This is a genomic window from Streptomyces roseirectus, assembly GCF_014489635.1.
GTDB lineage: Bacteria > Actinomycetota > Actinomycetes > Streptomycetales > Streptomycetaceae > Streptomyces > Streptomyces roseirectus.
In genome coordinates, this window is the sequence record NZ_CP060828.1 from 7,162,649 (window position 1) to 7,189,112 (window position 26,464).

The window sequence follows — 26,464 nt, forward strand, 5'->3', positions numbered from 1 at the left end:
AGGCCGGTCCCACCGCCAGCGCGGGGCCGACCGCTACGCGCCCCCTCAGCGCCGCCCACGGCGGTGCGCACCGGGGGCCGGGGGAGGGGAGGCCGGCGTGACGAGGATCGAGAACGGCCGCGAAGGCGGGCGGGCGCCGGGCGAGTTACCCGGCGCGACCCACGCGGCCTCCACCGAGCGGCTGCCCGCGTTGGCACGCGAAGTGTCCCCCGGCCGGCTCTCCGGTCTGCCGCGTTCGGCGGTGATCGAGGCGCTGCTGCGCCGGGCGGACGACGACGCCCACCGCACTCCGCCGGGGTGGCACAGTGCGGTCTGAGACCCGGACCACCAGTTCGCCGGGCCCCTGGGCTACTCAACCCTCTGTCACCTTCTCCCAGTTCGTCGTCAAGCTGCACAGCCGCTGCGACTTAGCCTGCCCCGACTGCTACGTCTACGCCCTGCGCGACACCGGCTGGACCACCCAGCCCCGCGCGATGCCGTACCGCACAAGGGAGTTGACGGCCCGTCGGATCGCGGAGCACGTCCGCGCGCACCGCCCGCCCCGTGCCCGCGTCATGCTGCACGGCGGTGAACCGCTCCTCGCGGGCCGGCGTCGGCTCGGGCACTTCGCCGAGGCGCTGCGCCGCGAGTGGCGGGACGTGGACACGCCGCTGGACCTCGTCGTGCAGACCAACGGCGCACAACTGGACCGGAGTTGGCTGGAGTTGTTCCGGCGGCACGGCGTCCGCGTCGGGGTCAGCCTGGACGGCACGCGCGAGGCGCACGACCGCAGGCGCAGGCGCCCCTCGGGGCGGGGCACGTACGACGACGTCGTCAGGGCGCTGGACCTGCTGCGTGAACACCCCGACCTGTACGCCGGGTTGCTCTGCACGGTCGATCTCGGAGCCGACCCCGTCGACACCTACGAGGCGCTGATCGAACGTCAACCCCCGGCACTCGACCTCCTGTTGCCGCTCGGTACCCGTCAACACCCCCCGCCGGGACTCCCGTCGGACACGGTGCCGTACGCCCGCTGGCTCGCGGCGGTGTTCGACCGGTGGTTCGACGCGCCGGTCAGGGAGGTCCCGGTACGGATGTTCGACTCGCTGGTGGACCTGCTGCTCGGCGGGGCGACCGGCACCGAACTGTGGGGCGTCGGCGGCTCCGACGTCGTCGTGGTCCAGCCCGACGGGAGCGTCGAGCAGAACGACATCCTCAAGGCCGTCCACGAGGGCGCCGCGTACACCGGGTTCCACGTCGCCCGGCACAGCTTCGACGAGGCCGCCGCGCACCCGGGGTTCGCCGCCGAGCGGGCCGGGCTCGCGGGGCTGTGCGGCGCGTGCCGGGAGTGTCCCGTCGTCCGGATCTGCGGGGGCGGGCTGCGGGCGCACCGGCACCGGGCCGGGAACGGGTACGACAACCCGTCCTGCTACTGCGCCGACCTCAGGGCGTTCATCGCGCATGTTTCCGAACGAGTGAACGACAGTCTGCTCGCACTGGTGAAAGGCTGTCACAACCCCGTTACAGAGCAAGGGAATCCCTCTACCATGGGGATGCCCGCCGGGGTAGACCCGTTGCACTGATCAGTGGAGTCGCAAGGGCCTGGGCGGGCCGGGGGGAGGCGAGCATGGTGCCGTATTTCTTCGTCAGCCATGCTGTGGAGGGCGTGGGCCGACGGGACGTCGAGCACTTCCACGCGGATCTGCAGACCGAGATACGCGGACGCAGAGGCCGCGACCCCGGATACGAAGGACTCCTCGCCGACCACCGCCGCGGCGACTTCACCCGCACCCCGCCCCCCGAGATCCCGGCGATGAACTGCCGTTGTCTCGTGGTCCTCTACTCGCGGGAATACCTCCGCAGCCCCGCCTGCGGCTACGACCTGTCGGTGTTCGAGGAACGCCTCAACTGGCGGGTGCACCGCACCGGCGACGCCTCGGTGCGGCCCGTCGGCGTGGTGTGGCAGAGCGCGGGACTGCCCGCGCGGCTGGTGGAGGAGACGGCACGGCAGTCGGGGCAGACGGTCGTCGGCGACTATCCGCGCGGCGGGGTGGGGCAGTTGATCCGTGACCCGGCGGCGCGGGGCGGGTACTTACGGGTGGTGCGGAATGTCGTGGACCGTGTACTCGCGGCCGCGGACCGAACACCACCGACCATGACCGCACATGATGTCGGGTACCTCACGCCTTTCCGGCCTATGTCCCCTACGTCTGCGGTCTCATGGGATGTGCACCTTGCCCCTGTACCGGTACCGTGGCTGACCGGGCGCACCGGTACGCCACAGGAGACGGCACCCCCACGGGCCGCGATCGACCGGCCGGACTCGCCCCCTCGCACCAGATCGTGGTTCTCCTCCCCGGAGGACGGTGAGCGTCCCGTCCTCCGAGGACCGCATGGCTGACGCGAACATGTGGAGCAGCATCAATGAGCAGCGTGGAGCCGGAGCCGCCCGGCGCCGAGGCCGCCCATGAACCGGCGACCGTAGTCACCTTCTACTCGTACAAAGGAGGCGTGGGCCGCACGATGGCCCTGGCCAACGTCGCCTGGATCCTGGCGACCGAGGGCAGCCGCGTGCTCGTCGTCGACTGGGACCTGGAGTCACCCGGACTCCACCGCTTCTACCATCCCTTCCTGAACGACCCGGAGTTGACCCGCACCACCGGTGTCGTCGACATGGTCCAGGGCTACGGCAGAGGCGTCGAGGCCCTGCTCCGGCAGGAGTTGGACGAGGACGAGTTCGAACTCGGGCTCGGTGAACTCCTGTCGGAGCACACCGACGTCCTCGCCCACCGCGACACCGTCCGCTGGAGCGACTTCCGCACCCCGGGCTCGGTCGACTACCTCGGCCCCGGCGTGCAGAACAAGCAGTACAGCGAACGCGTCGCCTACTTCGACTGGGCCGCGTTCTACGCGCAGCACCGCGGCAAACGCTTCGTGGAGACACTGCGCGAGCGCCTGCGCCGAGGGCCCTACGACTACGTCCTCATCGACAGTCGCACCGGCCACTCCGACAACGCGAGCGTGTGCACGCTGTGGCTGCCCGACGTCGTCGTCGCCGGGTTCAACCTGAGCAACCAGTCCATCGAGGGCACCGCCTCGGTCGCCCACCAGATCCACCAGCAGGCGCGCGAGGCGGGCCGGGAGATCCGCATCCTGCCCGTGCCGATGCGCGTCGAGCACGCCGAACCCGGCAAGGCGGGCCGCCGCCGCGCCTACGTCGAACAGCGGTTCGCCGGCCTCGTCGCGCCCCTCACCACCGGCTCCCTGGAGGAGTACTGGGGCCAGGTCGAGGTGCCCCACCACCCGGCCTTCGCCTACGAGGAGACCCTGGTCCCCTTCACCCTGCGCCCCGGCACCAAGTCCCTCCAACTCGACGCCTACGTACGGATCGCGCAGGAGATCAGCCGCGGCAAGGTCTCCTGCGTACGGCCCGTCCCCGAACCCCTGCGCCTCGGGTTCGCCGAGCGGTTCGAGGAGGTCCGCACACCCGGCCGGCGCACCGCGCGGATCGTGTACGCCACGCCCGACCGGCTGTGGGCCGAGTGGATCCGCGGCGTCCTCGCCCGGGTCGGCATCAGCTGCGAGACGACCGCCGAATGGGACCCGCGCACGGCCGGCGCCGATACGAAACCGACGTACACGATCCTCGTCGTCTCGCCCGCCCTGCAGTCCGCGCCCGCGCTCGACGCCGTCATCCAGCAGCACATCCGGGCCGCCGGACGCCTCGGCTCCGGGGACCGGACGGACTCGATCGTCGCCGTACGCGTCGAGGAGACCCGCGTCCGCCCGCCGCTCGGCGACCTCAAGGGACCGCACTTGCAGAGCCTCGGCGAGAACGAGGCCGAGGAACTGCTCCTGGAGCACTTCGCGCACAACGGGCAGGCCCGCACGCCCAGTTCGGGCGGCGTACGGTTCCCGGGGACCAAGCCGAAGATCTGGCAGGCCCCGCCCAGGAGCGCCACCTTCCAGGGCCGCGAGAAGAGCATCGGCGACCTGCGCGACGCCTTCCCGCCCGGCCGCTCGGTCGCCCCCGCGATCCTCACCGGCCCCCTCGGCGTCGGCAAGAGCCGTATCGCCCTGGAGTTCGCCTACCGCTTCGCCGCCGACTACGACGCCATCTGGTGGCTGCGCGCCGACACCGCCGACTCCGTGCGCGAGGAACTGGCCGCCCTCGGCGAGCGGTTGGGCATCGCCAGCAAGTCCGCCACCGACGCCGTCGCCCGCACCCTGGCCGCCCTCGCCGACGGCTGGGGCGAGCACCAGCGCTTCCTGCTCGTCTACGACGACGCCCGCAGGCCTGCCGACCTGGGCGGCCTGCTGCCCGGCGGCGGCAGCAGCCACGTCCTGATCACCTCCGACGCCGACGGCTGGCACACCCAGGGCCGCCCGTTCCCGGTCGAGATGCCCACCGAGGGCGAGGCCGCCGAACAACTGCGCCTGCACTTCCCCGGATTGCCCGCGGCGCTCGCCCGGGACATCCTCGACGTCTCCGGGCGGCTCCCGCAGACCGTCGAACAGGCCGCCGCCTACATCAAGAACGCCGAACTGCCCCTGCGCGAGGCCATCACCGCCTACGCCGAGGCCATGCGCGCCCGCGCCGAGGACGGCCCCGTCCAGGCCGGCACCGAACCCGGCTACCCGGCCGCCGCGCACGCCACCTGGGCCGTCTCCATGGAGTCGCTGCGCGCCGACCACCCCGCCGCCGAACGCGTCCTGCTGCTCCTCGCCCACCTCGCCCCGACCGGCGCCGCCCTCGACGTCCTGCGCGCCCCCGCCGCGCTCGGCTGGCTGCGCCCTGGCGGGGAGCGGGCCACCCCCGCGAGCGCCGGACGCGCCTTCCACGCGCTCGGCGAACACGCCCTCGCCCGCGTCGACCACGGCGTCGGCCGCGTCGTCGGCGACCCGATGGGCCTGCGCTTCCTGCGCGAATCCCTCACCGCCGACGAGTTCCGCACCTCCCGCGAGGCCGCCCAGCGGATCCTCGCCTCCCTCGTCCCGCCGGGCCCCGAGGCCGACGAGGAGCGCCACCGGCTGGTGTTCGAGGAACTGGACCAGCACGTCGCCACCAGCGGCGCCGCCCTCAGCGAGGACCCCGACGTCCGGCGCTGGCTCGTCGTCCAGGTCCGCCACCGGCGCACCGTCCGCCGCCTCGAACCCGCCCGCGCGCTCGCCGAACAGCTCCTGAACACGTGGACGCAGCGGTACGGGAGCCTCGAAACGACCGAGGACGTCCTGACGCTCCGGCTCGCCGTCGAACTGGGCAACGTGCACCGCGACGCGGGACGCTTCGCCGCCGCCGAGGAGATCAACCACCGCGCGCTGAACCGGCTGCGCGCCACGCTCGGCCTGGAACACCCGTACACGCTGCGCAGCGCCACCGGACGCGGCGCCGAACTGCGCGCCCTCGGCGAGGTCCAGGACGCCTTCGCCGAGGACCAGTCGACGGCCGACATCCTCACCTCGGTCTCCGGCGCCGACAACCCCTACACCCTGATGGCCTTCCTCAACCTCGGCCTCTCCCTGGCGATGGTCGGCATGACCGCCGAAGCCCTCGACCTGCACCGCGAGACCTACGAACGCTGCCGCCGCGTCCTCGGCATCGAACACGAGCTGACCCTCAGCCTCGGCATCCAACTCGGCTGCCGCTACCGGGAGTCGGGCAACTACACCACCTCCCTCGCCCAGCTGCGGCAGGCCCTCACCGAGGCCGAGGAGCACCACGGCGAGTCCGACCCCGTCACCCTCTACGCGAGCCGCGCCCTCGCCGCGACCCTGCGCCGCGCCGGCCGTGGCGACCCCGCCCACCTCAGCACCGCCCGCAAGTGCGACGCGGACGCCATGGCCGGCTGGCTCGCCTACGCCGGACCCGAACACCACGAACGCCTCGCCGCCGGACTCGCCCTCGCCGCGGACCTGCGGCTGCTCGGCGAGCACACCGAGGCGTGCCGGCTCGCGGAGGACTGCGTGCGCCGGTACGCGACCTGGAGCGAGGGACACCCCTTCCACCGCATCGCCCAGACCAACCTCGCGCTGTGCCGCCGCAGCGCCGGACTCCTCGACGGCACCGCCGAGTTGAGCGAACAGGGCTGGCAGGGCCTCGCCGACTCCCTCGGCTCCGACCACCCGTTGACCCTCATCGCCGGCCTCGACCACGCGAACGCCCTGGTGTACGTGGGGGAGTCGGCCGCCGCCCTCGAACTCGACCGGCGCACCTACGACCGGCTCCGCGTCCGCTGCGGCGACCGCCACCCCCTCACCTCGTTCGCCGCCGCCAACCTCCAGGACAGCCAGGCCCGCGCCGGCGAGACCGCCGCCGGCCTGCCGGGCACCGCACGGACAGAGCTCGACCTCGATGTCCCGTACATCTGATCGAGAGTCAGAAACACGCTACGGGGCACCAGTCGGGTACCGCGCGAGAGGGGGACGGCAGTGAGGAACGGACGGGAATGGGGACAGCCCTGGTCGGCGGCGGTGCTCGCGCCCTGGCGGGGCACCGGCGCGAGCCTCGTCACGGCCACCGCCGGGGCGCTGATCGACGCCGAGATGGGGCCCAAGGGGCAGGACGTCGTCCTCATGGACGCCGACCTGGAGACCGCCGGACTCACCTCGCTGCTCGGCGCCTGGCGGACGTCCGGGTCCTGTGAGGAGGACTGCGGGCTCGTCGGGTTCGCCAAGGAGGAGAAGATCGCGCTGCACGACCGTACCGCCGCCCCGTTCCTCGTCCGGCTGCGCGCCCACGACGGCCGCAGCGAGGGCATGACCCTCTTCAGCGGGCTGCGCGGCAGGGGCAGTTCGGCGTTCACCGCACGGCGCGACCTGCCCGACATCGTCGGCCGCGCCGCCGAGAGCCTGGCCGAGATCGCCGGCTGCCTCCTCGTCGACTGCGGAACCGGCTGGGGGCCGTGCACCCGGCGCGTGTGCGACGCCGTCGAGTACGTCTTCCTCGTCGGCCCGCCGGACGGCCGTCCCCATCCCGCCGTACGCGAACTCACCGCCGAGCTGGAGCGCGCGGGGCTGCTGGGCAAACTCGCCGGATACGTGGCGAACAGACCCGGTCCGGGTCCGCGATTTACCGGCCAGAATCGGCTGAACGGGGTTGGAGGCGCCCGTTCCAGGGACACACTGCCAGTACGTACCGTGCTCGACCTGCCCGAAGACCCCCGCGCCGCGCAGACCGTCGCCCAGGGGGCCCTGCCCGGCCCGCAGAGCCCCTTCGGGAAGGCGTTCCGCGAGGGTCTGGAAGCACTCGAACCCGATTTGTTCCGCACCGGCTTCGGCCCAGGCGGCCACTGAGAGGAGGCGTGGTGGACACCGTTGATCCCGACCGTACCGACACACCCACCGGGACGCCGGGGGGAACCTCTTCGGGGGTGAGCCCCGCTCTGGCGAGTCCGGCGCGGCTGCGCGCCGCCCATGTCACCGACGCCAGCGACGACTTCGTCGACATGTGCGCCGACGCGCTGCACCCCGACGGGCTCCACCACGTCGCCGCCTACCACCGGGGCGTCTACAACTACTCCGTGGACATCCTGGAGTCGGTCGCCGAGGACGCCGCCGTCGACCGCGACCTCTACATCCGCGTGGGCCGGCAGCTCAACTTCCTGCTCGGCCGGATGGACCGCGCGCTGCGCCCCGCCGAGAGCGGCCGGCTCATCCGCACCGTCCTTCGGCTCGGCGACGCCTCCGTCTTCCACTACTACGTCCGCCCCGGCGAATACCTCACCGGCGTCTCGCTCGGCGCCGCGCACGACGAACCCGGCGACCGCGCGATGGCCCGCCTCGCCACCCGGTTCGCCGCGACTCTGCGCCAACGCGGCCTCAACTACGGCGGGTTCGAGGAGGACGACTTCAAGGACACGGCGCCGGACGGCCGTTCGGGCGGCCCGACGACCGTCGCCGATGCCCTGCACACCGACCGCTCCGGCGCCGTCGGCCCGCACCCCGAGTCCCTGCTCACCGCCTGCTCCGCCGCGCTGTCCGTCGAGGACCTGCACTACGTCGCCTACCTCGACCCGGCGGGCTTCCTCTCCGCCGACGTCCTCGAACTCGCCCAGCTCGCCCCCTACTTCCGCAACATCACCCACCAGAGCCGGCGCGACCGCTACCAGGACATCGCCCAGCGGCTGCCGTTCGTCGTCGCCCGCCTCAACCACTCCCTCAAGGCGGTCCTGCCCGGCCGCCTCACCCGCACGGTCCTCGACGTCGACGAGGGCGCCCTCTACTACTCCGTCGTCGGCGACGGCCCCTTCCTCCTCGGCGTCACCCTCAACCAGGACCGCGTCTTCCACGCCGACCTGAGGATGGCCGAGCTGACCGACGCCGTCGAACGCGTCCTCGCGGCCGAACGGTGAAGAGGTAACGAGGTGAGACAACTCGGCCTGCTGCTGGGCCTGTTGGCGGCGGGCTGGGCGGTCGGCACCGGCACCGGCGAGGTCGGCGGCTCGGACGCCTTCCTGTTCCTGACGCTGCTGCTGCTCGCCGTCGGCCTGTACGGCAGCACCTCGGACATCTCGGTGCGCGAGGCCCGTGAACACCTCGGGCTGATCGGCCTCGCGGTGACGGTCGGCGTCGTCGCCAAGGCGGCCCTGATCGCCGGGGCGCTGTGGCTGGCCCTGGACGATCCCGCGTACCTCGTCCTCGCGATCACCGTCGCCCAGGTCGACCCGCTGTCCGTGGCCGCCCTGCGCGACTCCTCCCGCATGTCGCCGCGCGCCAAGACGATCCTGTCGGTGTGGGCGTCCTTCGACGACCCCGTGACCGTCCTGCTGACCGCGTTCACGGTGCCGCTGGTCGCGGACGGGGCGGGCATCGGGGGGTCGGCGAGCGGGTACGCGGTCCAACTCGGGTTCAGCGCCGTGCTGGTGGCGGGCGCGGGGGCGGTCTGGTTCTTCCTGCGGCTGTGGCAGGGGCGGGGCGCGGACGTCGTCGGGGTGGTGCTGGTCGGGGGGATGCTGGTGGTGGCCGCGTCGTACACGCTGATGCTGGGGATCGCGGTGGTGGGGCTGTTCTTCCGGCCCGCGTTCCTCGGGCGCTGGGTGGGGGCGGTCACCCGGGGGGCCTACGCCGTCGCCGCGTTCCTGCTCGGGATGCTGCTCGTCGGCGGCGTCAGCGTCGGCTACGGGCTCGTGCTGGGCGCCTCCGCGTTCGCCGCGCACGCCGTCGTCGCCTCGGTGCTGACGCGCCGGCTCGGGCGCGCCGACCGGGTGCTGCTGGCGCTGGGACAGCAGAACGGGGTCACCGCGATCGTGCTCGCGCTGTCGCTCGAACCGGCGTTCCCGAGGGCGCCGGCGATCGTGGCGCCCGCGATCGTCACCGTCAACCTGCTGCACTACGCGGCGAATTCGGCCGTGGGTGGGCGGAATGGCCAGGCTCCGTGGCGACGTGGGGGCCCGTGGCGACGCGGCGGCCCGGCCCCCTGGCGGCGTGGGGGACCGGGCCGTCGTGCGCGTGGTGCCGGGGCAGGCCCTACGGCCGGAAGCGGAGCACCTGCGGGTCGTGGTCGCTGATCTGGTCGTGGAACTCCGCGTTGACGTGGACGCTGTCGTACTCGAAGGCGCAGGCGCGGCGGATCGAGGGGCTGATCAGGATCTGGTCGAGGACCTGCGCGTTGCCCTGGTAGACGTAGGAGTAACGCTCGTTCTTCGGCAGGGACTTGATCGCCGACCAGAGGGCGCCGTCCGACTCCAGGAGCTTCGCGGTGCCGGAGAACTCGAAGTCGTTGATGTCGCCGAGCGCGATGACGTCCGCGTTCTTCTGGGTGTCGAGGATGTTCTTGACGAACGCGTTGACCAGCGTGGCCTGTTGGTGGCGCTGGACCTCGGAGGAGCGGGCCGGGGGCTGGTACTGCGAGGTCAGAGCCTGGTCGCCGCCCTTGGAGTTGAAGTGGTTGGCGATCAGGAACACCGTCTTGCCACGGAAGGTGAACTCGCCGACGAGCGGCTTGCGGCTGTTCTTCCACGCCTCGTTCGCCGGGTCGATCCGGCCCGGGGAGACGGTCAGTTCGGCCTTGCCGCGCACCTTGGTGACGCCGACGGCCGTCGTGGCGTCGCCGCCCGCGCGGTCCGTGAAGGAGACGCGCTCCGGGTTGAACAGGAAGACCTGGCGGATGTTGCCGCCGGGCTCGCCGCCGTCCTGGCCGTCGGCCGGCGAGATCGAACGCCAGTCGTACGCGGGGCCGCCCGCCGCCTTGATCGCGTCGATCAGCTTCGTGACGGTGACGTCGGCGGCGGTCGTGCCGTCGTTCGTCGCGCCGTTGTCGTCCTGGATCTCCTCCAGGGACACGATGTCGGGCGACTTGAGGTTGTGCACGATCGCGGCGGCGTGCGCGGCGAACGTGGTGTCGGAGGGGTCGAGGTTCTCGACGTTGTACGTGGCGACCGCGAGTTCGGCGCGGGACTGCGCGCGGGTCGACTCGCGCTGGAGGCCGGCGCTCTTCAGGGTGCCGAGCCGGCTGGCGACGAGGGTGTAGCCGCCGAACTGGTTGTAGTCGAGCGGGCCGGTCGTCGCGCCCGTAAGGGTGTCCCCCACATTCGCCGCCGGGAAGTCGGCGGTCGCGCCGAGCGACTGGATCTGGATCCGGCCGGTGTTCTGCGACCCGTACGACCCGTAGACCGTGCCGCCGCGCCGGTTCGCGTTCTCCCACGGCTTCACCGTCACCCACAGCTCGGTGAACGGGTCCGTGGCGCCGACCACGCGGGCGTCCGCGACCTGGACGTTCATGCCCTCAAGGGACTCGTAGTGGTCCAGGGCGTACTTCTTCGGCTCCAGCGTCAGGGCGTTGATCGAGCCGTTCGGGGCGGGCGCGTACGCCGCCGGGACCGAGCGCGCGCTGATCACGACCGGGGCCGGGACCGGGTTGCCGCTGGAGACGACCGTGGTGACGGGCTTGGTGATCTCGGTGATCGCCTGGTTACCGGAGGCCGTGCCGCCCGGGACGAACTCCGAGACGGTGCCGGTGACCGTGACCGCGTCCCCCACGGCGACGCCCTTGGGGACCGAGCTGGTGAAGACGAAGACGCCCTCGCTGGTCGCCGGGTCGGCGTCCGGGTTCGGGTCCTGGATCCAGAAGCCCTTGGACTGGCCGTACGTGCGGATGCCCGTGACGATGCCCGCGACGTCCGTCACCTGCTTGCCGGCGTACGGGGAGATGCGGGTCGTGCCCTGGATGTCGTGGATGCGCACGGTGTCCGCGTGCGCGGGCGAGACGAGGACGACGGTGGACGCGGCCGAGCAGACGGCGGCGACGGTGAGCGCGGCGAGACGCGCGGACGACTTGCTGGGCAAGTGATCCCTCCGGGCGGGAGTGTCGGGGCAAGGACGGCAAGGCGCGTGGGGGGAGTGCGGGTGCCTGCGGCTGTGCAGCAGTGTGGCAGGTACGTGACACGCGTAGAACCAAGGACGGTGGTGAACAGTTGTTCCCTGACTTCTACGCGCGTCAATCTCCTTGTTGATCTCGCCACTTGTCAAGGTTTCGGCCATGTACGGGAGCGGACGGGCAGATGAACCGGGTGGCATGGGGTGAAACCCGTCTAGGCTTCGGGGTGAGGTGTACGGGGCCGGTCAGGGTCATACCCGTAGTACTTCCGTCCGCTAGGAGAATCAGCCGATGTCAGACAGCTCCCCCCTGCCGCCCGTGCGGCTCGCCCCCGAAGCGGAGCTGGCGCGGGAAGCGCTCGCCACGCCGTTGCTGTCGCGGGCCGCGCGGCTCGCGCGGTGGGCCGGTCCCGGGACCCGGGTGGACGCCGGGGGCGGGCTCGTCGACGAGCAGTTGCCGGCCGCCGCCGAGGAGCTGGGGCTGACCGGCGAGGACGCGGAAGCCTACGCCAGCGAGGCGTGGCGGGTCGCCGTGGACGCCGGGCTCGTCGAGATCCTGGACGAGGAGGCAGGCACCGTCCGCACGGGCGACGACCTCGCCCTCCTCACCGGCGGCTCCCCGCACGACGTCCTCACCGTCTGGCTCGCCGCGCTGGAGACCGTCCTCGCCGACGCCAGCACCCCCGACCTCGACGCGCTCATGGACGTCATGGACGAGGGCGGCCGCGTCGACTTCTCCGAGCTGGACTGGGACCCCGAGGCCGAGGCCGAATTCCTCGACGGCGTCCTCGGCAACCTCTACCTGCTCTCCGTCAGCGAGGACGGGCCCGGCGAAGGCCCGGTCCCGCTGCCCGCGCTGGCCGCCTCCATGATCGTCCCCGGCGACATGGGAGAGCCCACCAACGACGTCCTGGAGCAGGTCTCCGACGCGATGATGCGCCTCGACGACCAGTTCCGGCTGCTGGAGCCCGTCGGGATCGTCGAGTACGAGCCCGTCGACGAAGCGCTCATGGACGGGGACGTCCCCGACGGCGTCGACGAGACGGACGTCTCGCGGTACGGGATGGTCCGGCTCACCGCGCTCGGCCGGTACGGGCTGCGGGCCCGGCTCCTCGACGCGGGGTTCGCCGCGCCGGCCGTCGGTGAACTCGCGGACAAGGGGGCGGACGCGCTGCTCGACGGGACCGCCGGGTACGGGTCGCTCGCGGCGCGGGCCGAGACCGAGCAGTGGCTCGGACGGCGTCAACCGCTCGACGCCGCGCGGGAGTTGCTGTCCGCGGCGCGCGGGGCCGATGACGGGGCTCCGCTGCGGCGGTTGCGGTGCCAGCAGGCGTTGTCGCTCGTCGGGGGTGAGGCGGAGACCGCCGTGCGGGAGGTGCTGGACGATCCCGAGCTGGGTGGGCTCGCGCGGGTGTGGCTCAGCGAGCTGGGGTTCGCGGATGTGCCCGCGCCGTCCGAGGAGATGGTGTTCTGGCTGACCATCGACACGGTGGCCGCGCAGTTGGCTGCCGAGGGGAACTCGGAGGAGTTGCAGGCGTTGGTGGAGGGGTTGGCCGCGCAGCACGAGGGGTTCTTCTCGGCGGTGTGGCGGGTGGGGCATCCGGCTACCGCCGATGTGCTGGAGGCGATGGGGAGGCTGCATCCCGATAAGCGGGTGGCGAAGGAGGCGCGGAAGGCGGCGTTCAAGGCGCGGTCGCAGCAGGGGGGTTGAGCTGCGGTTGGCGAGTGCGGGCTGTATTGGGCTGGTCGCGCAGTTCCCCGCGCCCCTTTAGGGCGTTGTTCAACTGGAGTTAAAGAGCGGGCGGGAGTGTGTCTTCGCGAACCTCCGTGCGCCACCCTCCGCGCCACTCGACCCGTCTCAGGAGACTTCATGTCGCTCACCCGCAGGGACTTCGCCGCCAGATCCGCGCTCACCGGTGCCGGGGTGGTGCTGGCAGGGAGCGCCGGGGTGCTCGCCTCCGCTCCGCAGGCTCTCGCGTCCGCTGACGTCGAAGGGTGCGAGCACGGGGGACTGGGGTACGGGCCCCTGCTGCCCGACCCCGAAGGCATCCTCGCGCTGCCCGCCGGGTTCACCTACCGCGTCATCACGCACAGCGGGAAGACCAAGCTGGAGTCGGGGGAGTACACGCCGTCCAACCATGACGGGACGGCCACTTTCGAGGGGCCGCGTGGGACGACGTTGCTGGTCAACAACCATGAGCTGAAGGGGCCGCGCACGAGGTGGGCGCATCCGGTGCCGCTCGCCGAGGGGCTGGTGTACGACCCCGCGGCCTCGGGCGGGTGCACGGTCGTCGAGGTGCGGCCTGATGGGCGGGTCGCGGAGTGGGTGGGGATCGCGGGGACGTCGACCAACTGCGCGGGCGGGCGCACCCCTTGGGGGACCTGGCTGACGTGCGAGGAGAACTCCGACCGGGCCGGCGTCAACGGGATGACCAAGGACCACGGGTACGTCTTCGAGGTCGACCCGCTCGACCGGCGCGCCAACCGGGACCCCAAGCCCCTGAAGTTCTTCGGGCGTTACGACCACGAGGCCGTCGTCATCGACCCGGGGCGCGGGCACGCCTACCTCACCGAGGACGCCGCGAGCCCCAACGGCCTGCTGTTCCGCTGGACCCCGCCGAAGGGCTTCACGCACGGCCGGGGCAGGTTCCGCACCCTCGCCGACGACGCCGGTGTCCTCCAGGCGCCCAAGTGCTTCGACTCCGGCGGCAAATTCGTCGACGACCTCTCCCGGGCCACGAAGACCGGCACGGTGTACGGGGTCGACTGGATCGACGTCCCCGACCGCGACGCCCAAACCGTCGCCGTGCGCAAGCAGTTCGCGGACGGCGAGATCACCCGCGCCCGCAAGCTGGAGGGCATGTGGTGGGGTGACGGCGGTGCCTACATCGTCTCCTCCTACGCCCGTTCCGAGAGCCCCGTCCAGCACGACGGCCAGGTCTGGTTCTACGACCCCAAGCGCCGCACCCTCACCCTCAAGGTCCTCCTCGGCGTCAACCCCGACCCGTCGAAGGACGGCCCCTTCGACGGCCCCGACAACATCACCGTCTCCCCCTACGGCGGCCTCGTCATCGCCGAGGACGGCGAGGGCGTCCAGCACCTCTTCGGCGCCACCGACTCCGGCCGCACCTACCCCATCGCCCGCAACGAACTCAACGTCGGCACCGAAGACGCCCCGGAATACAGCGAGTTCGCCGGCGTGACCTTCTCCCCCGACGGGCGCACCCTCTACGCCAGCATCCAGACACCGGGGATCATGCTGGCGATCACGGGGCCCTGGAAGCGGCAGAGGCGCTAATTCGTTCGACCGTCACAGGCCGCGCCTCCTAGAGTCGGAGACACGAAAGCGACGCACCTCCCGGTGCGCGGACAGCGGTTACTTCTTCCACAGAATCCGATACCGCAGTCGACTTGATCTCGGGAGGCGCGGCTTGTGGCGGGTGCCCGGTGCGCAGGCAACGGTTACTTCAATGGGCCGGGCGGTCGCGGGTTCGAATCCCGTCATCGACTTCGGGTCGGTGTAGCTCAATCCGGTAGAGCACCTGATAAGTCCGTCGCCGACTCCTGACCTCGGGCACCCTCCACGCGCCGTGCCTCCCCTCATGACTCACTGAATTTCGGGGGGAATTCACCATGGCCCGTTTCAACACCCGCGCCACGAAGGCGCGTACGACGTCTCCCGTCACCACCACCGGCCGCGCCCTGCGTACCGGCGAGGGCGGCCACGGCCACGAACGGGACGCGCGTTCCGAACTGTTCCTGCTCGCCGTCGCCAACTTCGTCTCGCAGGACACGTTCTACGAGTCCGGCACCGACCGCGACAACCGATTCGCCACGCTGATACGCCAGTTGGCGGTCACCGACCCCGAGTGGACGGCGGGACTGCTCGGCTGGCTGCGCGGCGAGGGCAACCTGCGGACGGCGGCCGTGGTCGGCGCCGCCGAGTACGTGCACGCACGTCTCGCGGCCGGCGCGACCGAGGGCCCCTCGAACCGGAGCGTCGTCGACTCCGTCCTGCGACGGCCGGACGAGCCCGGCGAGTTGCTGGCGTACTGGACGGCGACCTACGGCCGGAACATCCCCAAGCCCGTCAAGCGCGGTGTCGCCGACGCCGTCCGGCGGCTGTACCACGCCAAGTCCCTGCTGAAGTACGACACGTCGGCGAAGGGCTACCGCTTCGGCGACATCCTGAACCTGGTGCACGCGGCGCCGGACCCGGCGAAGCCCTGGCAGGGCGAGCTGTTCCGGTACGCGCTGGACCGCCGGCACCACCCGGAGGCGGCGGTGCCGCCCGCGTCGGACCAAGTGCTGTCCGCGCACCGGGAGTTGATGGAGCTGCCGGTCGAGCGGCGGCGTGCCGTCGTCACCGGGGCCGGGGGCGCCGAACGGCTCGCGGCGGCCGGGATGACCTGGGAGGCGCTGGCGGGCTGGCTGCAGGGACCGATGGACAAGGCGGCCTGGGAGGCGGTGATCCCGTCCATGGGCGCGATGGCGCTGGTCAGAAACCTGCGCAATTTCGACGAGGCCGGTGTCTCGGACGAGGTCGCGGCGAGGGTCGCGGCGCGGATCAGCGACCCCGAAGAGGTCGCCCGCTCACGGCAGTTCCCGTTCCGCTACCTCGCCGCGTACCGCAACGCGCCCTCGCCGCGCTGGGCGTACCCGCTGGAGCGGGCGCTCGGCCACTCGCTGGCCCAGGTGCCCGCGCTGCCGGGCCGCACCCTCGTCCTCGTCGACCGGTCCGGCTCGATGTGGCACCGCCTGTCGGAGCGCTCGCAGCTCAACCGGGCCGACGCGGCGGCGATCTTCGGCACGGCCCTCGCGGTGCGCGCCGAGGACGCCGACCTCGTCGAGTTCGGTACGACCAGCAGGCGCCTGGGCTTCGACGCGGGGGAGTCGGTGCTGCGGATCCTGGAGCGCTTCGGCGACCTCGGCGGCACCGACACGGTCTCCGCGATCCGGGCCCACTACCGGGGCCAGGACCGGGTGCTGATCGTCACCGACGAGCAGTACGCGTACAGCTCGCACGGCGATCCCACCGAGCAGGTCCCGGCCGACGTCCCGGTCTACACCTGGAACCTGGCCGGGTACCGGGCCGCCCACGGACCCTCCGGGAAGGCCGACCGGCATACGTTCGGCGGGCTTTCGGACGCGGCGTTCCGGATGGTGCCGCTGCTGGAGAGCGCCCGTGACGCCAACTGGCCCTGGGGTGCCCGATGATGGATCCCTTGCCTGGGAGTTGACTGACATTTAACATTTCAATTCATGGAAGCCATAAGACCCGTGGGCCGCACCCTGCTCAGGGACCGTGCCTGTGACGCCATTCGGGACGCCATCGTCAGCGGGGAGATAGAGCCCGGCGCGATCGTGCGGGACATCGATCTGGCCGAGCGGCTGGGACTGTCACGGGCGCCGGTGCGGGAGGCGTTCGCGCGGCTCGTGGAGGAGGGGCTGCTGGAGAGCAAGCCGCAGAGCTATACGCGGGTCACTCCGGTCGTCGCGAGCGAGGTGCGGGACGCCGCCGCCGTCGTGGGGGCGATGCACGAGTTGGCGGTCCGGGTCGCGGTAACCCGCCTGACCCCGGCGGACATCGCCACGATGCGCGCCGCCAACGAGCGGTTCGCGGACGCCGTCGTCGCGGGGGACGTCGACGCGGCGCTCCTCGCGGACGACGAGCTGCACGACGTCCTCGTGCGGGTGAGCGGCAACCGGGCCGCCGCCAAGACCGTCGCCCGGTACACGCCCCTCATCCGGCGCCTGGAGCGGCGCCGGTTCGGCGAGGGCGGGAACTGCCTGTCCGCCGGGCTGCACGAGCGGTTGATCGACGCGTGCGAGGCGGGGGACGTGGCCGGGGCGGTGCGGGTCACGGCGGAGATCTGGCGGGGGCTCGAAGAGCTGATCGACCTGTCCTGAAACCGCACGCTCCTCGGAAGTACGACGGAACACGACGGAACACGACCCCGGAGGCAACCCCATGTCCCTCTCCTCGTACGAGCGTTACCCCCTCCTCTTCGGCCCCTCCCCGGTCCACCGCCTCGACCGGCTCACCGCGCACCTCGGCGGCGCCGCCCTGTGGGCGAAGCGGGAGGACTGCAACTCCGGTGTGGCGTACGGCGGCAACAAGACGCGCAAGCTGGAGTACCTGGTCGCCGACGCGCTCGCGCAGGGCTGCGACACGCTCGTCTCCATCGGCGGTGTGCAGTCCAACCACACCCGCCAGGTCGCGGCCGTCGCCGCCCGCGCCGGGCTCAAGTGCGTGCTGGTGCAGGAGAGTTGGGTGGACTGGCCGGACGCCGTGTACGACAAGGTCGGCAACATCCTGATCAGCCGGCTCGCCGGGGCCGACGTGCGGCTCGTGAAGGCCGGGTTCGGGATCGGGTTCAAGGAGAGCTGGGAGCGGGCGCTGCGGGAGGTCGAGGAGTCGGGCGGCAAGCCGTACGCGATCCCGGCCGGCGCCTCCGACCATCCGCTCGGCGGGCTCGGGTTCGCCGGGTGGGCGTACGAAGTCGCCGAGCAGGAACGCGAGTTGGACGTCTTCTTCGACACCGTCGTGGTCTGTTCCGTGACCGGCTCCACGCAGGCCGGCATGGTCGCCGGGTTCGCCGCGCTTGAGGAGGCGGGCGGCCGTCCGCGCCGCGTCCTCGGCATCGACGCCTCCGCGAAGCCCGCCGAGACCCGTACGCAGATCGCCCGCATCGCGCACAACACCGGTCAACTCATCGGCGTCAAGCGCGAGTTGACCGAGGACGACGTCGAACTCGACGAGCGCTACCACGCCGGGATCTACGGCGTCCCCGACGAGACGACCCTCGACGCGATGCGCCTCGCGGCCCGCACCGAGGGGATGGTGACCGACCCGGTGTACGAGGGCAAGTCGATGGCGGGCATGGTCGATCTGGTCCGGCGCGGCGAGATCGGCGCCGGATCGACCGTCCTGTACGCGCACTTGGGCGGCCAGCCCGCGCTGAACGCGTACAGCGCGCTGTTCTGAGCACGAGGGGGCCCCGAAGTCCGTCCCGTAGGGATCATGTTCCCGTGATGGCCGGATACAGTTCATCCGTGGGGGCCGACCAAGAGCGACGTAAGCCGCGTATCGACCAGTCCGACGGACTAAGCCGCCGGGCCACGATCCATGACGTGGCCCGGCTGGCGGGCGTCTCCCGGCAGACGGTCTCCCGCGCGGTCAACGACAAGGGCGAGATCGACCCGGCGACCAAGGAACGCGTCCTGGAGGCCGCCCGGCTCCTCGACTACCGGCCGAGCCGGTTCGCGCGCGGCCTGGTCCGCAAGGGCACCGTCACCGCCGGACTGGTCATCCCCGACCTGATGAACCCGTTCTTCCCCGAGGTCGCCGCCGGGGTCCTGGAGGCGGCCGAGCAGCGCGGCTGGCAGGTCGTCGTCTGCGACACCCGCTCCGACGACGCCCGCGAGCGCGAGGCGCTGGACATGCTGTCCCACCAGGCGGACGCGGTCGTCGGCTACTTCAAGAACGAGGACGACGTCCTAGCCCGCCACCTCGGCGGCGTCCCCCTCGTCCTGCTCGAACGCGGCCCGCAGCAGACCCGGTTCGCGGCCGTCGGCATCGACGCGGCGGGCGGCCTGGAGCGCGGGATGGCCCACCTCGTCGGCGCGGGACACCGCCGGATCGGCATGCTCGACGGCGACCGGGGCCCCGTCCGCGGCCCCCGGCACGAGGCGTTCCTCGCGCAGGCGCGACGGCACGGCCTCGACGTCGACGAGGGGTGGATCGTCTGCTGTGCCGAGCACAGCGTCGTCGGCGGCGAGGCCGCGATGGAGCGGCTGCTGGACGTGCGGCCCGAGGTCACGGCCGTCTTCGGGTTCAACGACCTGATCGCGGTCGGCGCGATGCGCACCGCGCGGCGCCGGGGGCGCGAGGTGCCCGGCGACCTCGCCGTGCTGGGGTTCGACGGGCTGTCGCTGGGCGCCCTCGTCGAGCCCGCGCTCACCACCCTCCACCTGGACAAACGCCGGCTCGGACGGTTGGCCGTCGAGCAGGTCGCGCGGCTGCTCGCGGGCGAGGGGCCGCTGGTCGGCGAGGACGCCTGGGTGATCCCCGAACTGGTGGTGCGGGCCTCCGCCTGAGCCGGTCTGCCCTCCTGACAGGACGTCAGTACATATCCGCTGTACGTGTCTTGACACTGGTTTTCGGCCGCCCCAATACTCGACGGCAACGCTCACGTGAACGTTCACGGGATGCCGACATCGTTGTCCTCCTCCGTAAAGCGAGCCGCGCGTGATGGAACACCGAACGATGTCCCGCAGACGTCTGCTGGGGGTCTCCCTCGCCGGCGCCGGTGGGGCCCTGCTGGGCCTGTCCGGGTGCGGGACGGCAAGCGGCTCGGCCTCGGCCGGCACCGATCACCTCAGCCTCTGGTACTGGAAGGGCGCGCTGAGCGAGAAACTCCTCGCCACCGCGCGTAGTTCGGTCCCCGGCGTGCCCGGTCTCAAGGTGCGCGGCGCGCAGATGCCGTCCGGCGAGATCGACTCCAAGGTGCGCACCAGCCTCGCCGCCCGCGCCTACGTGCCCGACATCACCGTCGCCAACTCCGACAACCTCGCGACGTTCTTCCCCGACGAGAACGAGTTCCTGGACCTGCGGGAGTTCGGCGCCGAGAAGCTGCGCGGCCAGTACCTCGACTGGAAGTGGAAAGCCTGCTTCACCCCGTCGGGCCGCATGATCGGCTTCCCGCTCGACGCCGGCCCGACCGCGCTCTACTACCGCCGGGACCTCTTCCAGAGGGCGGGCCTCGCGTACGAGCCCGACGACGTCGCCGAGGCGGTCTCCACCTGGGAGAAGTTCATCACCGCCGGACGCGCCCTGAAGACCCGGGGTGTGTTCCTCGTCAGCAACATCGGCAACGTCTTCCAGCAGGCCATGCTCCAGTCCACCCGGCAGTTCGTGGACGCCGACAACCGCTTCATCGGCGACCAGCCGCACATCCGGCACGCCTGGGACACCGCCGTCGAGATCCTGCGCCAGGGCCTCGCCGCCCGCGTCTCCGACGGCACGCCCGACTACAACGCGGCGATGAGCGGCAGCCGGATCGCCACCATGACGACGGCGGTGTGGGCGATCAACGGCCTCAAGGACACCGCGCCGAAGACGTCCGGCCTGTGGCGGCTGACGAGGATGCCGGGCGGGCCCGCGAACTACGGGGGCTCGTACATGACGCTGACCCGCTACTGCCGGGATCCGGAGCGCGCGTTCGCCTTCCTGACCTGGCTGCTCAGCCCGGCCAACCAGCTCAAGTCCTACCAGGAGTCGGCCCTGTTCCCCACCACCCCGGCCGCCTACGCGGACCCCGCGATGCACCAGGCCGACCCCTTCTTCGGCGGCCAGCGGCCCATCGACGTCTTCGGACCGGCCGCGCGCAACGCCCCCGTCGTCTACTTCAGCCCCTACGAGGACACCGCCAACACCCCCTTCTTCCAGGAACTCACCAACGTCCAGACCCTCGGCAAGAACCCCGAGAAAGCCTGGCGCGACGCCGTCGACGGGGCCGAGTCCGCGCTGGTCAGAGTGGGGGTGAGCTGACGATGGCGACGGTTGCCGAAAGCGCCCGCGCGCAGCAGCGGCCCCTGGTGCGCCGCACGTCGTCCACCGCGCCCGGCGGACGGCGGCGCCACCTCGGGCCGCTGCTCGCCATCGCGCCGTTCTACGTGCTGTTCGGCGTGTTCGGGGCGTTCCCGGTGGTGTTCTCGCTCTACCTGTCCTTCCAGGACTGGGACGGCATCGGGAACATGCGGTACGTCGGACTCCAGCAGTACAAGTGGCTGCTGGAAGACTCGGTGTTCTGGCACTCGGTGCTCAACACCTTCGAGATCTGGTTCCTCTCGACCGTGCCGATGCTGTTCCTCGCGCTGGTCATCGCGTTCCTGCTGCACTCACAGGTGCGGTTCGGCGGGGCCTACCGGGTCGCGTACTTCGTGCCCAACGTGACGTCCATGGTCGCGATGACGATCGTCTTCGGATCGGTGTTCGCGCAGAGCGGGCTCGCCAACTCGGGCCTCAAAGCGGTGGGGTTGGACGGGATCGGGTGGCTGTCCTCCGAGTGGGGCATCAAGTCGGCGATCTCGCTGATGATCATCTGGCGGTGGGTCGGCTACAACGCGCTGATCTTCCTCGCCGGGATCCAGGCCATCCCGACCGAGCACTTCGAGGCGGCGCGGATGGACGGCGCCAACAGCTGGCAGACGCTGTTCCGGGTCGTCGTACCGCAGTTGAAGCCGGTGGTCCTCTTCGCCGCGATCACCTCCAGCATCAACGGGCTGCAGATCTTCACCGAGTCGCAGGTGCTGTTCCAGACCGACGACGTCGGAACCACCGGCGGGCCGGGGCAGGAAGGCATGACCATCGTGCTCTACCTGTGGCAGAAAGCATTCAAGGACCACCAGTTCGGGTACGGGGCCGCGATGGGCTGGGTGCTGTTCGCGCTCATCGCCCTCTTCACGATCGTCAACTGGCGCCTGGTGTCCGGGCGTCGGGACAAGGAGACGCGCCGTGGCCGCTGAGCAGAACAACGCCGGGCTCGCGATCGGCTCCGGCAGCAGGCTCACCCGGATCTGCGTCCGCGTCGTGCTGCTGTTCGGGGTGCTGGTCTCCCTGTTCCCCTTCTACTGGCTGGTGGTGATGGCGTCCGGCACGACCCAGGACATCTACCGCTACCCGCCCAAGCTGGTGCCGGGACCGCATCTGCTGGACAACATGAAGCGGGTCGTCGACTCCGTCGATTTCTTCGGCTCGCTCTTCAACACGGTCGTCGTCGCGGTGGCCGGGACGGCGCTGGTGCTGTTCTTCGACTCCCTCGCCGCGTTCGCCTTCGCCAAGTACGACTTCCCCGCCAAGCGGTTCATGTTCGGCATGCTGCTGATGACGTACATGATCCCGGCCCAACTCTCCCTCGTCCCGCAGTTCGTGACCATGGCGGAGTTCGGCTGGGCCGGTTCCCTCAAGGCGCTCGTCATCCCCGGCGCGGCCAACGCGTTCGGCATCTTCTGGATGCGGCAGTACGCCGAGAACTCCCTCCCGGACGAGCTGCTGGACGCCGGCCGCATCGACGGGGCCGGGTTCTTCCGCCTCTACTGGCAGGTCGCGCTCCCCATGTTCCGGCCCGCGCTCGCGTTCCTCGGCATCTTCACGTTCATCGGCCTCTGGAACGACTACATCTGGCCTCTCGTCGTCATGATCGACCCCGAGAAGGTCACCCTCCAAGTGGCCCTCGCCAACCTCAACGTCCTCTACCAGGCCGACTACTCCCTCGTCATGGCCGGGGCGTTGATGAGCGTCGTCCCCCTGATCGTGGTCTTCCTCATCGGGGCCCGGCACTTCCTTCGGGACCTGGCGGCGGGCGCGACGAAGATGTGACGGTCTTCGCGCCGCCGGCGGGCGCCCCTGGCGAGGATGTCGCCGGGGGCGCCGGTGTTCGGTGTGGGCGGGGTTTCCGCGGGGGGAGCCGGCGGCGGGGCTGGTCGCGGGGGCGGCCGGTCGTGCGGGTCGTACGTGGGCTGCTCGTACGTGAGTTGTGTGGGCCGGAGGCCCGGAGCGGTTCTGGGAGGGGGCGGTTCTGGGGGCCCGAAAACCGGGTGACCCGGCCCGTGTCCCTCCCTACGCTCCCGTCATGCACAACACCGAGGGCCTGATCAACGTCGTGGACGTCGAGGCGACGTGCTGGCCGGGGTCCGCGCCGCCGGGGCAGGTCAGCGAGATCATCTGGATGGAGGGGAAGCTGGGCGGGTAGGCGCGCGTCAGCGTGCGGTTCGGGACGGCCGGTGCCGCCGCGCGACGGCCGGGAGCGGGCCGTGACGGCTGACGGCGCCGAGTGCGGCTGCGACCCCGGCCCTCTTGCCCGCCGTCCGGGACGGAAGCCGCCCAGCCCCCGCCCCGCTGTCCCCTCCCTCTCCCTCAGCGCCCTGCCAACACCCCCCGCACCACCTCAAGATCCGCGTCCGAAGCCAGCCCCGCGTGGTACAGCCGCATCTCCGTGGCGCCCAGCGCACGCGCGCGTGCGATGTCGGCCGCGAGGTCGTGGGGCCGGCCGCCCATGCCGGAGACGATGCCGAAGTTGGCGGCGAGGACGGCGGGACGGCCGGTCTCCGCGAACGGGGGCAGGAGTTCGGGCCCGCCCGCGCAGGGGACGACGACGCCGTCGGCGACGGAGAGGATGTGGGCGGGGTCGACGCCGGGGTTGGCGCCGACGTGGTAGGTGACGGGGTCGGCGTGGAGGAGGACCTGGAAGCCGGCCGGGGCCGCCGCGCGGACGGCGTTCACGGCGGCCTCCTGGAGCGTGCGGGCGGTCTCGTCGCGCCACGCGCGCGTAGCGGCCGTGTACGTGGGGCCGAGAAGTTTCTCGACGCCCGGCCAGCCCTCGTCCGGGGCGCCCTTCCACAGGGGGTCGAGGGCGTCGCGGACGGCTGCCGCGAGGGCGTCCGGATCGGCGCCCCGCGCGGCGTACCCGTCGCGGCAGACGGCGCAGAAGCAGAGGGCCATGAGGTACATCCCGGCGTCGCCCAGGGGCACGCCGCCGGTCTTGTCGTGGGCGTGCAGGTGCTGGAGGCCGTACCAGCCCAGGGACTCCAGCTCGGTGCCGGCGGCGCCGGGGCGCACGGCGGCCTCGGCGGCGAGGTCGATCAGGTACGCGCGCGTGTCGGGCTGGGCGATGCAGGGCGCCCAGGGGTAGCGGTCGCCGTAGGCGTTGACGACGGACGTCGACGGGTGCTCGGCGCCGAGCCGGGAGTTGTGCGCGAGGACGACCCAGGTGTGGACCTCGAGGCCCGCGCCCGAGAGGGCGTCAGCGGCCTCCGAGAAGGCGTCTGCGGGCGCCCAGGCCCCGGCCGGGTAGGGGCGGAGGGTCCGGCCCTCCCAGCGCGTGTCAGGGGCGTACAGGACCGCCGCGTGCTCGGCGGTGACGATCCGGTGGCGGGGGTGGCGCGGGGTGAGGGCGCGCGTGGAGTGGTACGCGGCGGCCAGGGTCACCTGCTCCACGCCGAGGGAGGCGATCCGGGCCGGGGCCTCGGGGTCGCCGTTGACGTCCCAGGGGTAGACGAACGTCGACGCCTTCACTTGCTCTCCTCCTCCAGCAGCGCGTGCCCGCGCTCGATCAGTTGCGCGAGCCGCTTCACATGATCCTCGGCCGGCTCGTGCAGCGGCGGCCGGACCTCGCCGACGTCGAGCCCGCGCAGCCGCACGGCGGCCTTGACGAGCGAGACGGCGTACCCGCGCCCCTGCGCGCGCAGTTCGACGTACGGGCGGAAGAACCCGTCGAGCAGGCGGCGCGCGGTGGCGTCGTCGCCGGTGCGCAGCGCGCGGTGGAAGGCGTTCGCGATCTCGGGGGAGAAGCAGAAGACGGCGGACGAGTACAGGGTGACGCCCAGCGCGCGGTAGGCGAGCTGCGTCTGCTCGGCGGTCGGCAGGCCGTTGAAGTACAGGAAGTCGCCGGGCACCTCGCTGCGGACGGCGCTGACGATGCGCTGCATGAGGTCGAGGTCGCCGTAGCCGTCCTTGAGGCCGACGACGCCCTCCGTGCGGGCGAGTTCGACGACCGTCGCGGGCGTGAAGACGGCGTTGTCGCGCTGGTAGACGATCACCGGCAGCGGTGTCGCGGCGGCGACCTCGCGGTAGTGCCGCAGCAGCCCCTCCTGCCCGGCGACGACGAGGTAGGGCGGCAGGACGAGCAGCCCGTCGGCGCCCGCCTCGTGCGCCACGCGCGCGTAGCGGACGGCGAGCCGCGTGCCGTACCCGGCGCCCGCGACGACCGGCACGCGCCCGGCGGTCTCCTCGACGGCCGCGCGCACGCATGCCTCGAACTCGTCCAGGTCGAGCGCGTGGAACTCGCCGGTGCCGCAGCAGGCGAAGACGGCCGCCGCGCCCGCGTCGACGCCCGCGCGTACGTGCGCGCGGAAGGCGTCGAGGTCGAGGGAGCCGTCTCGGCCGTAGGCGGTGACGGGGAAGAAGAGGGGCCCGGTGGGGGCGGTGAGGCGGTCGGCGAGCGGGGCTGTCGGCACGGGCTCTCCCTGGCGGTGGGCGACCGCCTGGAGCGAGCGGTCACGCTTCTGATCGGCGTATATATGTATGAACGCGACCACCCTAAGGAGCCTCATTGGGGCGGGTCAAGCGCGTGGAGGTGCCCTACGGCGGGGATTTCCCACCCCCGCGCCCCCTTGACGAGCATCGATGGACATCCTTAGCTTGTCCAAGCATGTGAATGTCGATCATGCATGCGGCCCACTGATCGAGGAGACCCGAGGATGCCCGCTCCGCGCACCGTCCTGCTGACCGGCGCCGCCGGCGGCCTCGGCACCCTGATGCGGGGCCTGCTCCCGGAGTACGGCTACGACCTGCGCTGCCTCGACCTCGTCCCCGTCGAGGGCGCCCCCGGCGCGATCACCGCCGACCTGGCCGACCGCGACGCCCTCAGGGACGCCGTACGCGGTGTCGACGCGATCGTCCACCTCGCGGGCATCTCCCTCGAATCCTCTTTCGAGAAGATCCTCAGGGCAAACATCGAGGGCACCTACAACCTGTACGAAGCCGCGCGCGCGGAAGGCGTGCGCCGGATCGTCTTCGCCTCCTCGAACCACGCCGTCGGCTACACCCCGCGCCCCGAGGGCGACGACCCGCTCATCCCCGTCGACACCCCGCGCCGCCCGGACACCTTCTACGGCCTGTCGAAGTCCTTCGGCGAGGACCTGGCGCAGCTCTACTGGGACCGGCACGGCCTGGAGACCGTCTCCGTGCGCATCGGCTCCTGCTTCGCCGAACCGACGTCCGTGCGGATGCTGTCGATCTGGATGAGCCCCGCCGACGGCGCCCGTCTCTTCCACGCCGCCCTGACCGCCGAGGACGTCGGGCACACGGTCGTCTACGGCTCCTCCGCCAACACCCGCCTGTGGTGGGACCTCACCACCGCGCGGGCGCTGGGCTACGACCCGCAGGACGACTCCGAGCCGTACGCCGAGAAGCTGATCGCCGAACAGGGCGAACTCCAGCCCGGCAACGAGGCGCACGCGTACCTGGGCGGCGCCTTCGTGACGGACCCGCCCATCTGGCCGCACTGACCCCCCACGGGATCACGCGGGCGGGCACCGAACGGGCCCGCCCGCACCCCTGTCCGGGCACCGCCCCCGCCCGCTCCGCCGAAGCCCCGCAGGTCCGCGC

At 71.8% G+C, this 26,464-nt stretch carries 20 protein-coding genes and 1 pseudogene; 18 read left to right on the top strand and 3 right to left on the bottom strand.

The genetic code is table 11. From position 1 onward, the window contains the following. Positions 1-97: 97 nt before the first annotated feature. The 7 genes from IAG44_RS30760 (at position 98) to IAG44_RS30790 (ending at position 9,485) form a co-directional block, all read left to right on the top strand. Positions 98-316, top strand: coding sequence for a hypothetical protein (locus IAG44_RS30760; protein ID WP_187750338.1), 219 nt, complete (start codon positions 98-100; stop codon positions 314-316). Continuing rightward, entirely contained in the window at positions 306-1,562 is a 1,257-nt protein-coding gene (locus IAG44_RS30765; protein ID WP_187750339.1) for an FxsB family cyclophane-forming radical SAM/SPASM peptide maturase, read from the top strand. The genes IAG44_RS30760 and IAG44_RS30765 overlap by 11 nt, the downstream gene beginning before the upstream one ends. A 44-nt stretch (positions 1,563-1,606) precedes the next feature. After that, positions 1,607-2,380: a hypothetical protein gene (locus tag IAG44_RS30770; protein WP_187750340.1), complete on the top strand. Its 774-nt coding sequence runs from the start codon at positions 1,607-1,609 to the stop codon at positions 2,378-2,380. 23 nt (positions 2,381-2,403) lie between these two features. Further along, on the top strand, positions 2,404-6,348 hold the full coding sequence (gene fxsT / locus IAG44_RS30775; RefSeq protein WP_187750341.1) for an FxSxx-COOH system tetratricopeptide repeat protein: 3,945 nt from the start codon (positions 2,404-2,406) through the stop codon (positions 6,346-6,348). A 60-nt stretch (positions 6,349-6,408) separates the two neighbouring features. Continuing rightward, entirely contained in the window at positions 6,409-7,272 is an 864-nt protein-coding gene (locus IAG44_RS30780; protein WP_187750342.1) for a MinD/ParA family ATP-binding protein, read from the top strand. A gap of 77 nt (positions 7,273-7,349) precedes the next feature. Then, a complete protein-coding gene (locus IAG44_RS30785) occupies positions 7,350-8,330 on the top strand; it encodes a hypothetical protein (protein WP_187750343.1) in 981 nt (326 codons plus the stop codon). Between the two features lie 12 nt (positions 8,331-8,342). Continuing rightward, a complete protein-coding gene (locus tag IAG44_RS30790; RefSeq protein WP_187750344.1) occupies positions 8,343-9,485 on the top strand; it encodes a cation:proton antiporter in 1,143 nt (380 codons plus the stop codon). Here IAG44_RS30790 and IAG44_RS30795 read toward each other — a convergent pair. Next, on the bottom strand, positions 9,445-11,262 hold the full coding sequence (locus IAG44_RS30795; protein WP_187750345.1) for an endonuclease/exonuclease/phosphatase family protein: 1,818 nt from the start codon (positions 11,260-11,262) through the stop codon (positions 9,445-9,447). The two genes, IAG44_RS30790 and IAG44_RS30795, sit on opposite strands and share 41 nt — an antisense overlap. A 322-nt stretch (positions 11,263-11,584) precedes the next feature. Here IAG44_RS30795 and IAG44_RS30800 point away from each other — a divergent pair, with 322 nt between their 5' ends. The 10 genes and pseudogenes from IAG44_RS30800 to IAG44_RS30845 form a co-directional block, all read left to right on the top strand. Next, positions 11,585-13,003 carry a hypothetical protein gene (locus tag IAG44_RS30800; RefSeq protein WP_187750346.1) on the top strand — a complete coding sequence of 473 codons (1,419 nt, stop codon included), beginning with the start codon at positions 11,585-11,587 and terminating at the stop codon, positions 13,001-13,003. A 159-nt stretch (positions 13,004-13,162) separates the two neighbouring features. Beyond that, positions 13,163-14,590, top strand: coding sequence for an alkaline phosphatase PhoX (locus tag IAG44_RS30805; protein ID WP_187750347.1), 1,428 nt, complete (start codon positions 13,163-13,165; stop codon positions 14,588-14,590). 335 nt (positions 14,591-14,925) lie between these two features. After that, positions 14,926-16,509 (top strand): TROVE domain-containing protein, encoded by a 1,584-nt coding sequence (locus tag IAG44_RS30810; RefSeq protein ID WP_187750348.1) that lies wholly within the window; start codon positions 14,926-14,928, stop codon positions 16,507-16,509. A gap of 45 nt (positions 16,510-16,554) precedes the next feature. Further along, positions 16,555-17,202, top strand: coding sequence for a GntR family transcriptional regulator (locus IAG44_RS30815; protein ID WP_187750349.1), 648 nt, complete (start codon positions 16,555-16,557; stop codon positions 17,200-17,202). A 61-nt stretch (positions 17,203-17,263) separates the two neighbouring features. Further along, positions 17,264-18,280, top strand: coding sequence for a 1-aminocyclopropane-1-carboxylate deaminase (locus IAG44_RS30820; protein WP_187750350.1), 1,017 nt, complete (start codon positions 17,264-17,266; stop codon positions 18,278-18,280). Positions 18,281-18,327: 47 nt separating this feature from the next. Beyond that, the gene (locus IAG44_RS30825; RefSeq protein WP_187750351.1) at positions 18,328-19,392 is read left to right on the top strand and encodes a LacI family DNA-binding transcriptional regulator; all 1,065 of its coding nucleotides are present in this window, start codon (positions 18,328-18,330) and stop codon (positions 19,390-19,392) included. Between the two features lie 169 nt (positions 19,393-19,561). Continuing rightward, positions 19,562-20,845, top strand: coding sequence for an ABC transporter substrate-binding protein (locus IAG44_RS30830; protein WP_187750352.1), 1,284 nt, complete (start codon positions 19,562-19,564; stop codon positions 20,843-20,845). A 2-nt stretch (positions 20,846-20,847) separates the two neighbouring features. Further along, positions 20,848-21,822, top strand: coding sequence for a carbohydrate ABC transporter permease (locus IAG44_RS30835; protein ID WP_187750353.1), 975 nt, complete (start codon positions 20,848-20,850; stop codon positions 21,820-21,822). Next, complete coding sequence (locus tag IAG44_RS30840) at positions 21,812-22,675, top strand: carbohydrate ABC transporter permease (RefSeq protein ID WP_223006809.1); 864 nt, start codon at positions 21,812-21,814, stop codon at positions 22,673-22,675. The genes IAG44_RS30835 and IAG44_RS30840 overlap by 11 nt, the downstream gene beginning before the upstream one ends. Before the next feature lie 253 nt (positions 22,676-22,928). After that, positions 22,929-23,021, top strand: a pseudogene (locus IAG44_RS30845) (DNA polymerase III); the annotation flags it as partial. Between the two features lie 191 nt (positions 23,022-23,212). Here IAG44_RS30845 and IAG44_RS30850 read toward each other — a convergent pair. Continuing rightward, entirely contained in the window at positions 23,213-24,370 is a 1,158-nt protein-coding gene (locus tag IAG44_RS30850; protein ID WP_187750354.1) for a hypothetical protein, read from the bottom strand. Continuing rightward, entirely contained in the window at positions 24,367-25,311 is a 945-nt protein-coding gene (locus IAG44_RS30855) for a 5-dehydro-4-deoxyglucarate dehydratase (protein WP_187752920.1), read from the bottom strand. Before IAG44_RS30855 ends, IAG44_RS30850 begins: the two co-directional genes overlap by 4 nt. A 243-nt stretch (positions 25,312-25,554) precedes the next feature. On the opposite strand from IAG44_RS30855, the gene IAG44_RS30860 reads away from it, so the two are divergent. After that, on the top strand, positions 25,555-26,364 hold the full coding sequence (locus IAG44_RS30860; RefSeq protein ID WP_187750355.1) for an NAD-dependent epimerase/dehydratase family protein: 810 nt from the start codon (positions 25,555-25,557) through the stop codon (positions 26,362-26,364). Positions 26,365-26,464: the final 100 nt, after the last annotated feature.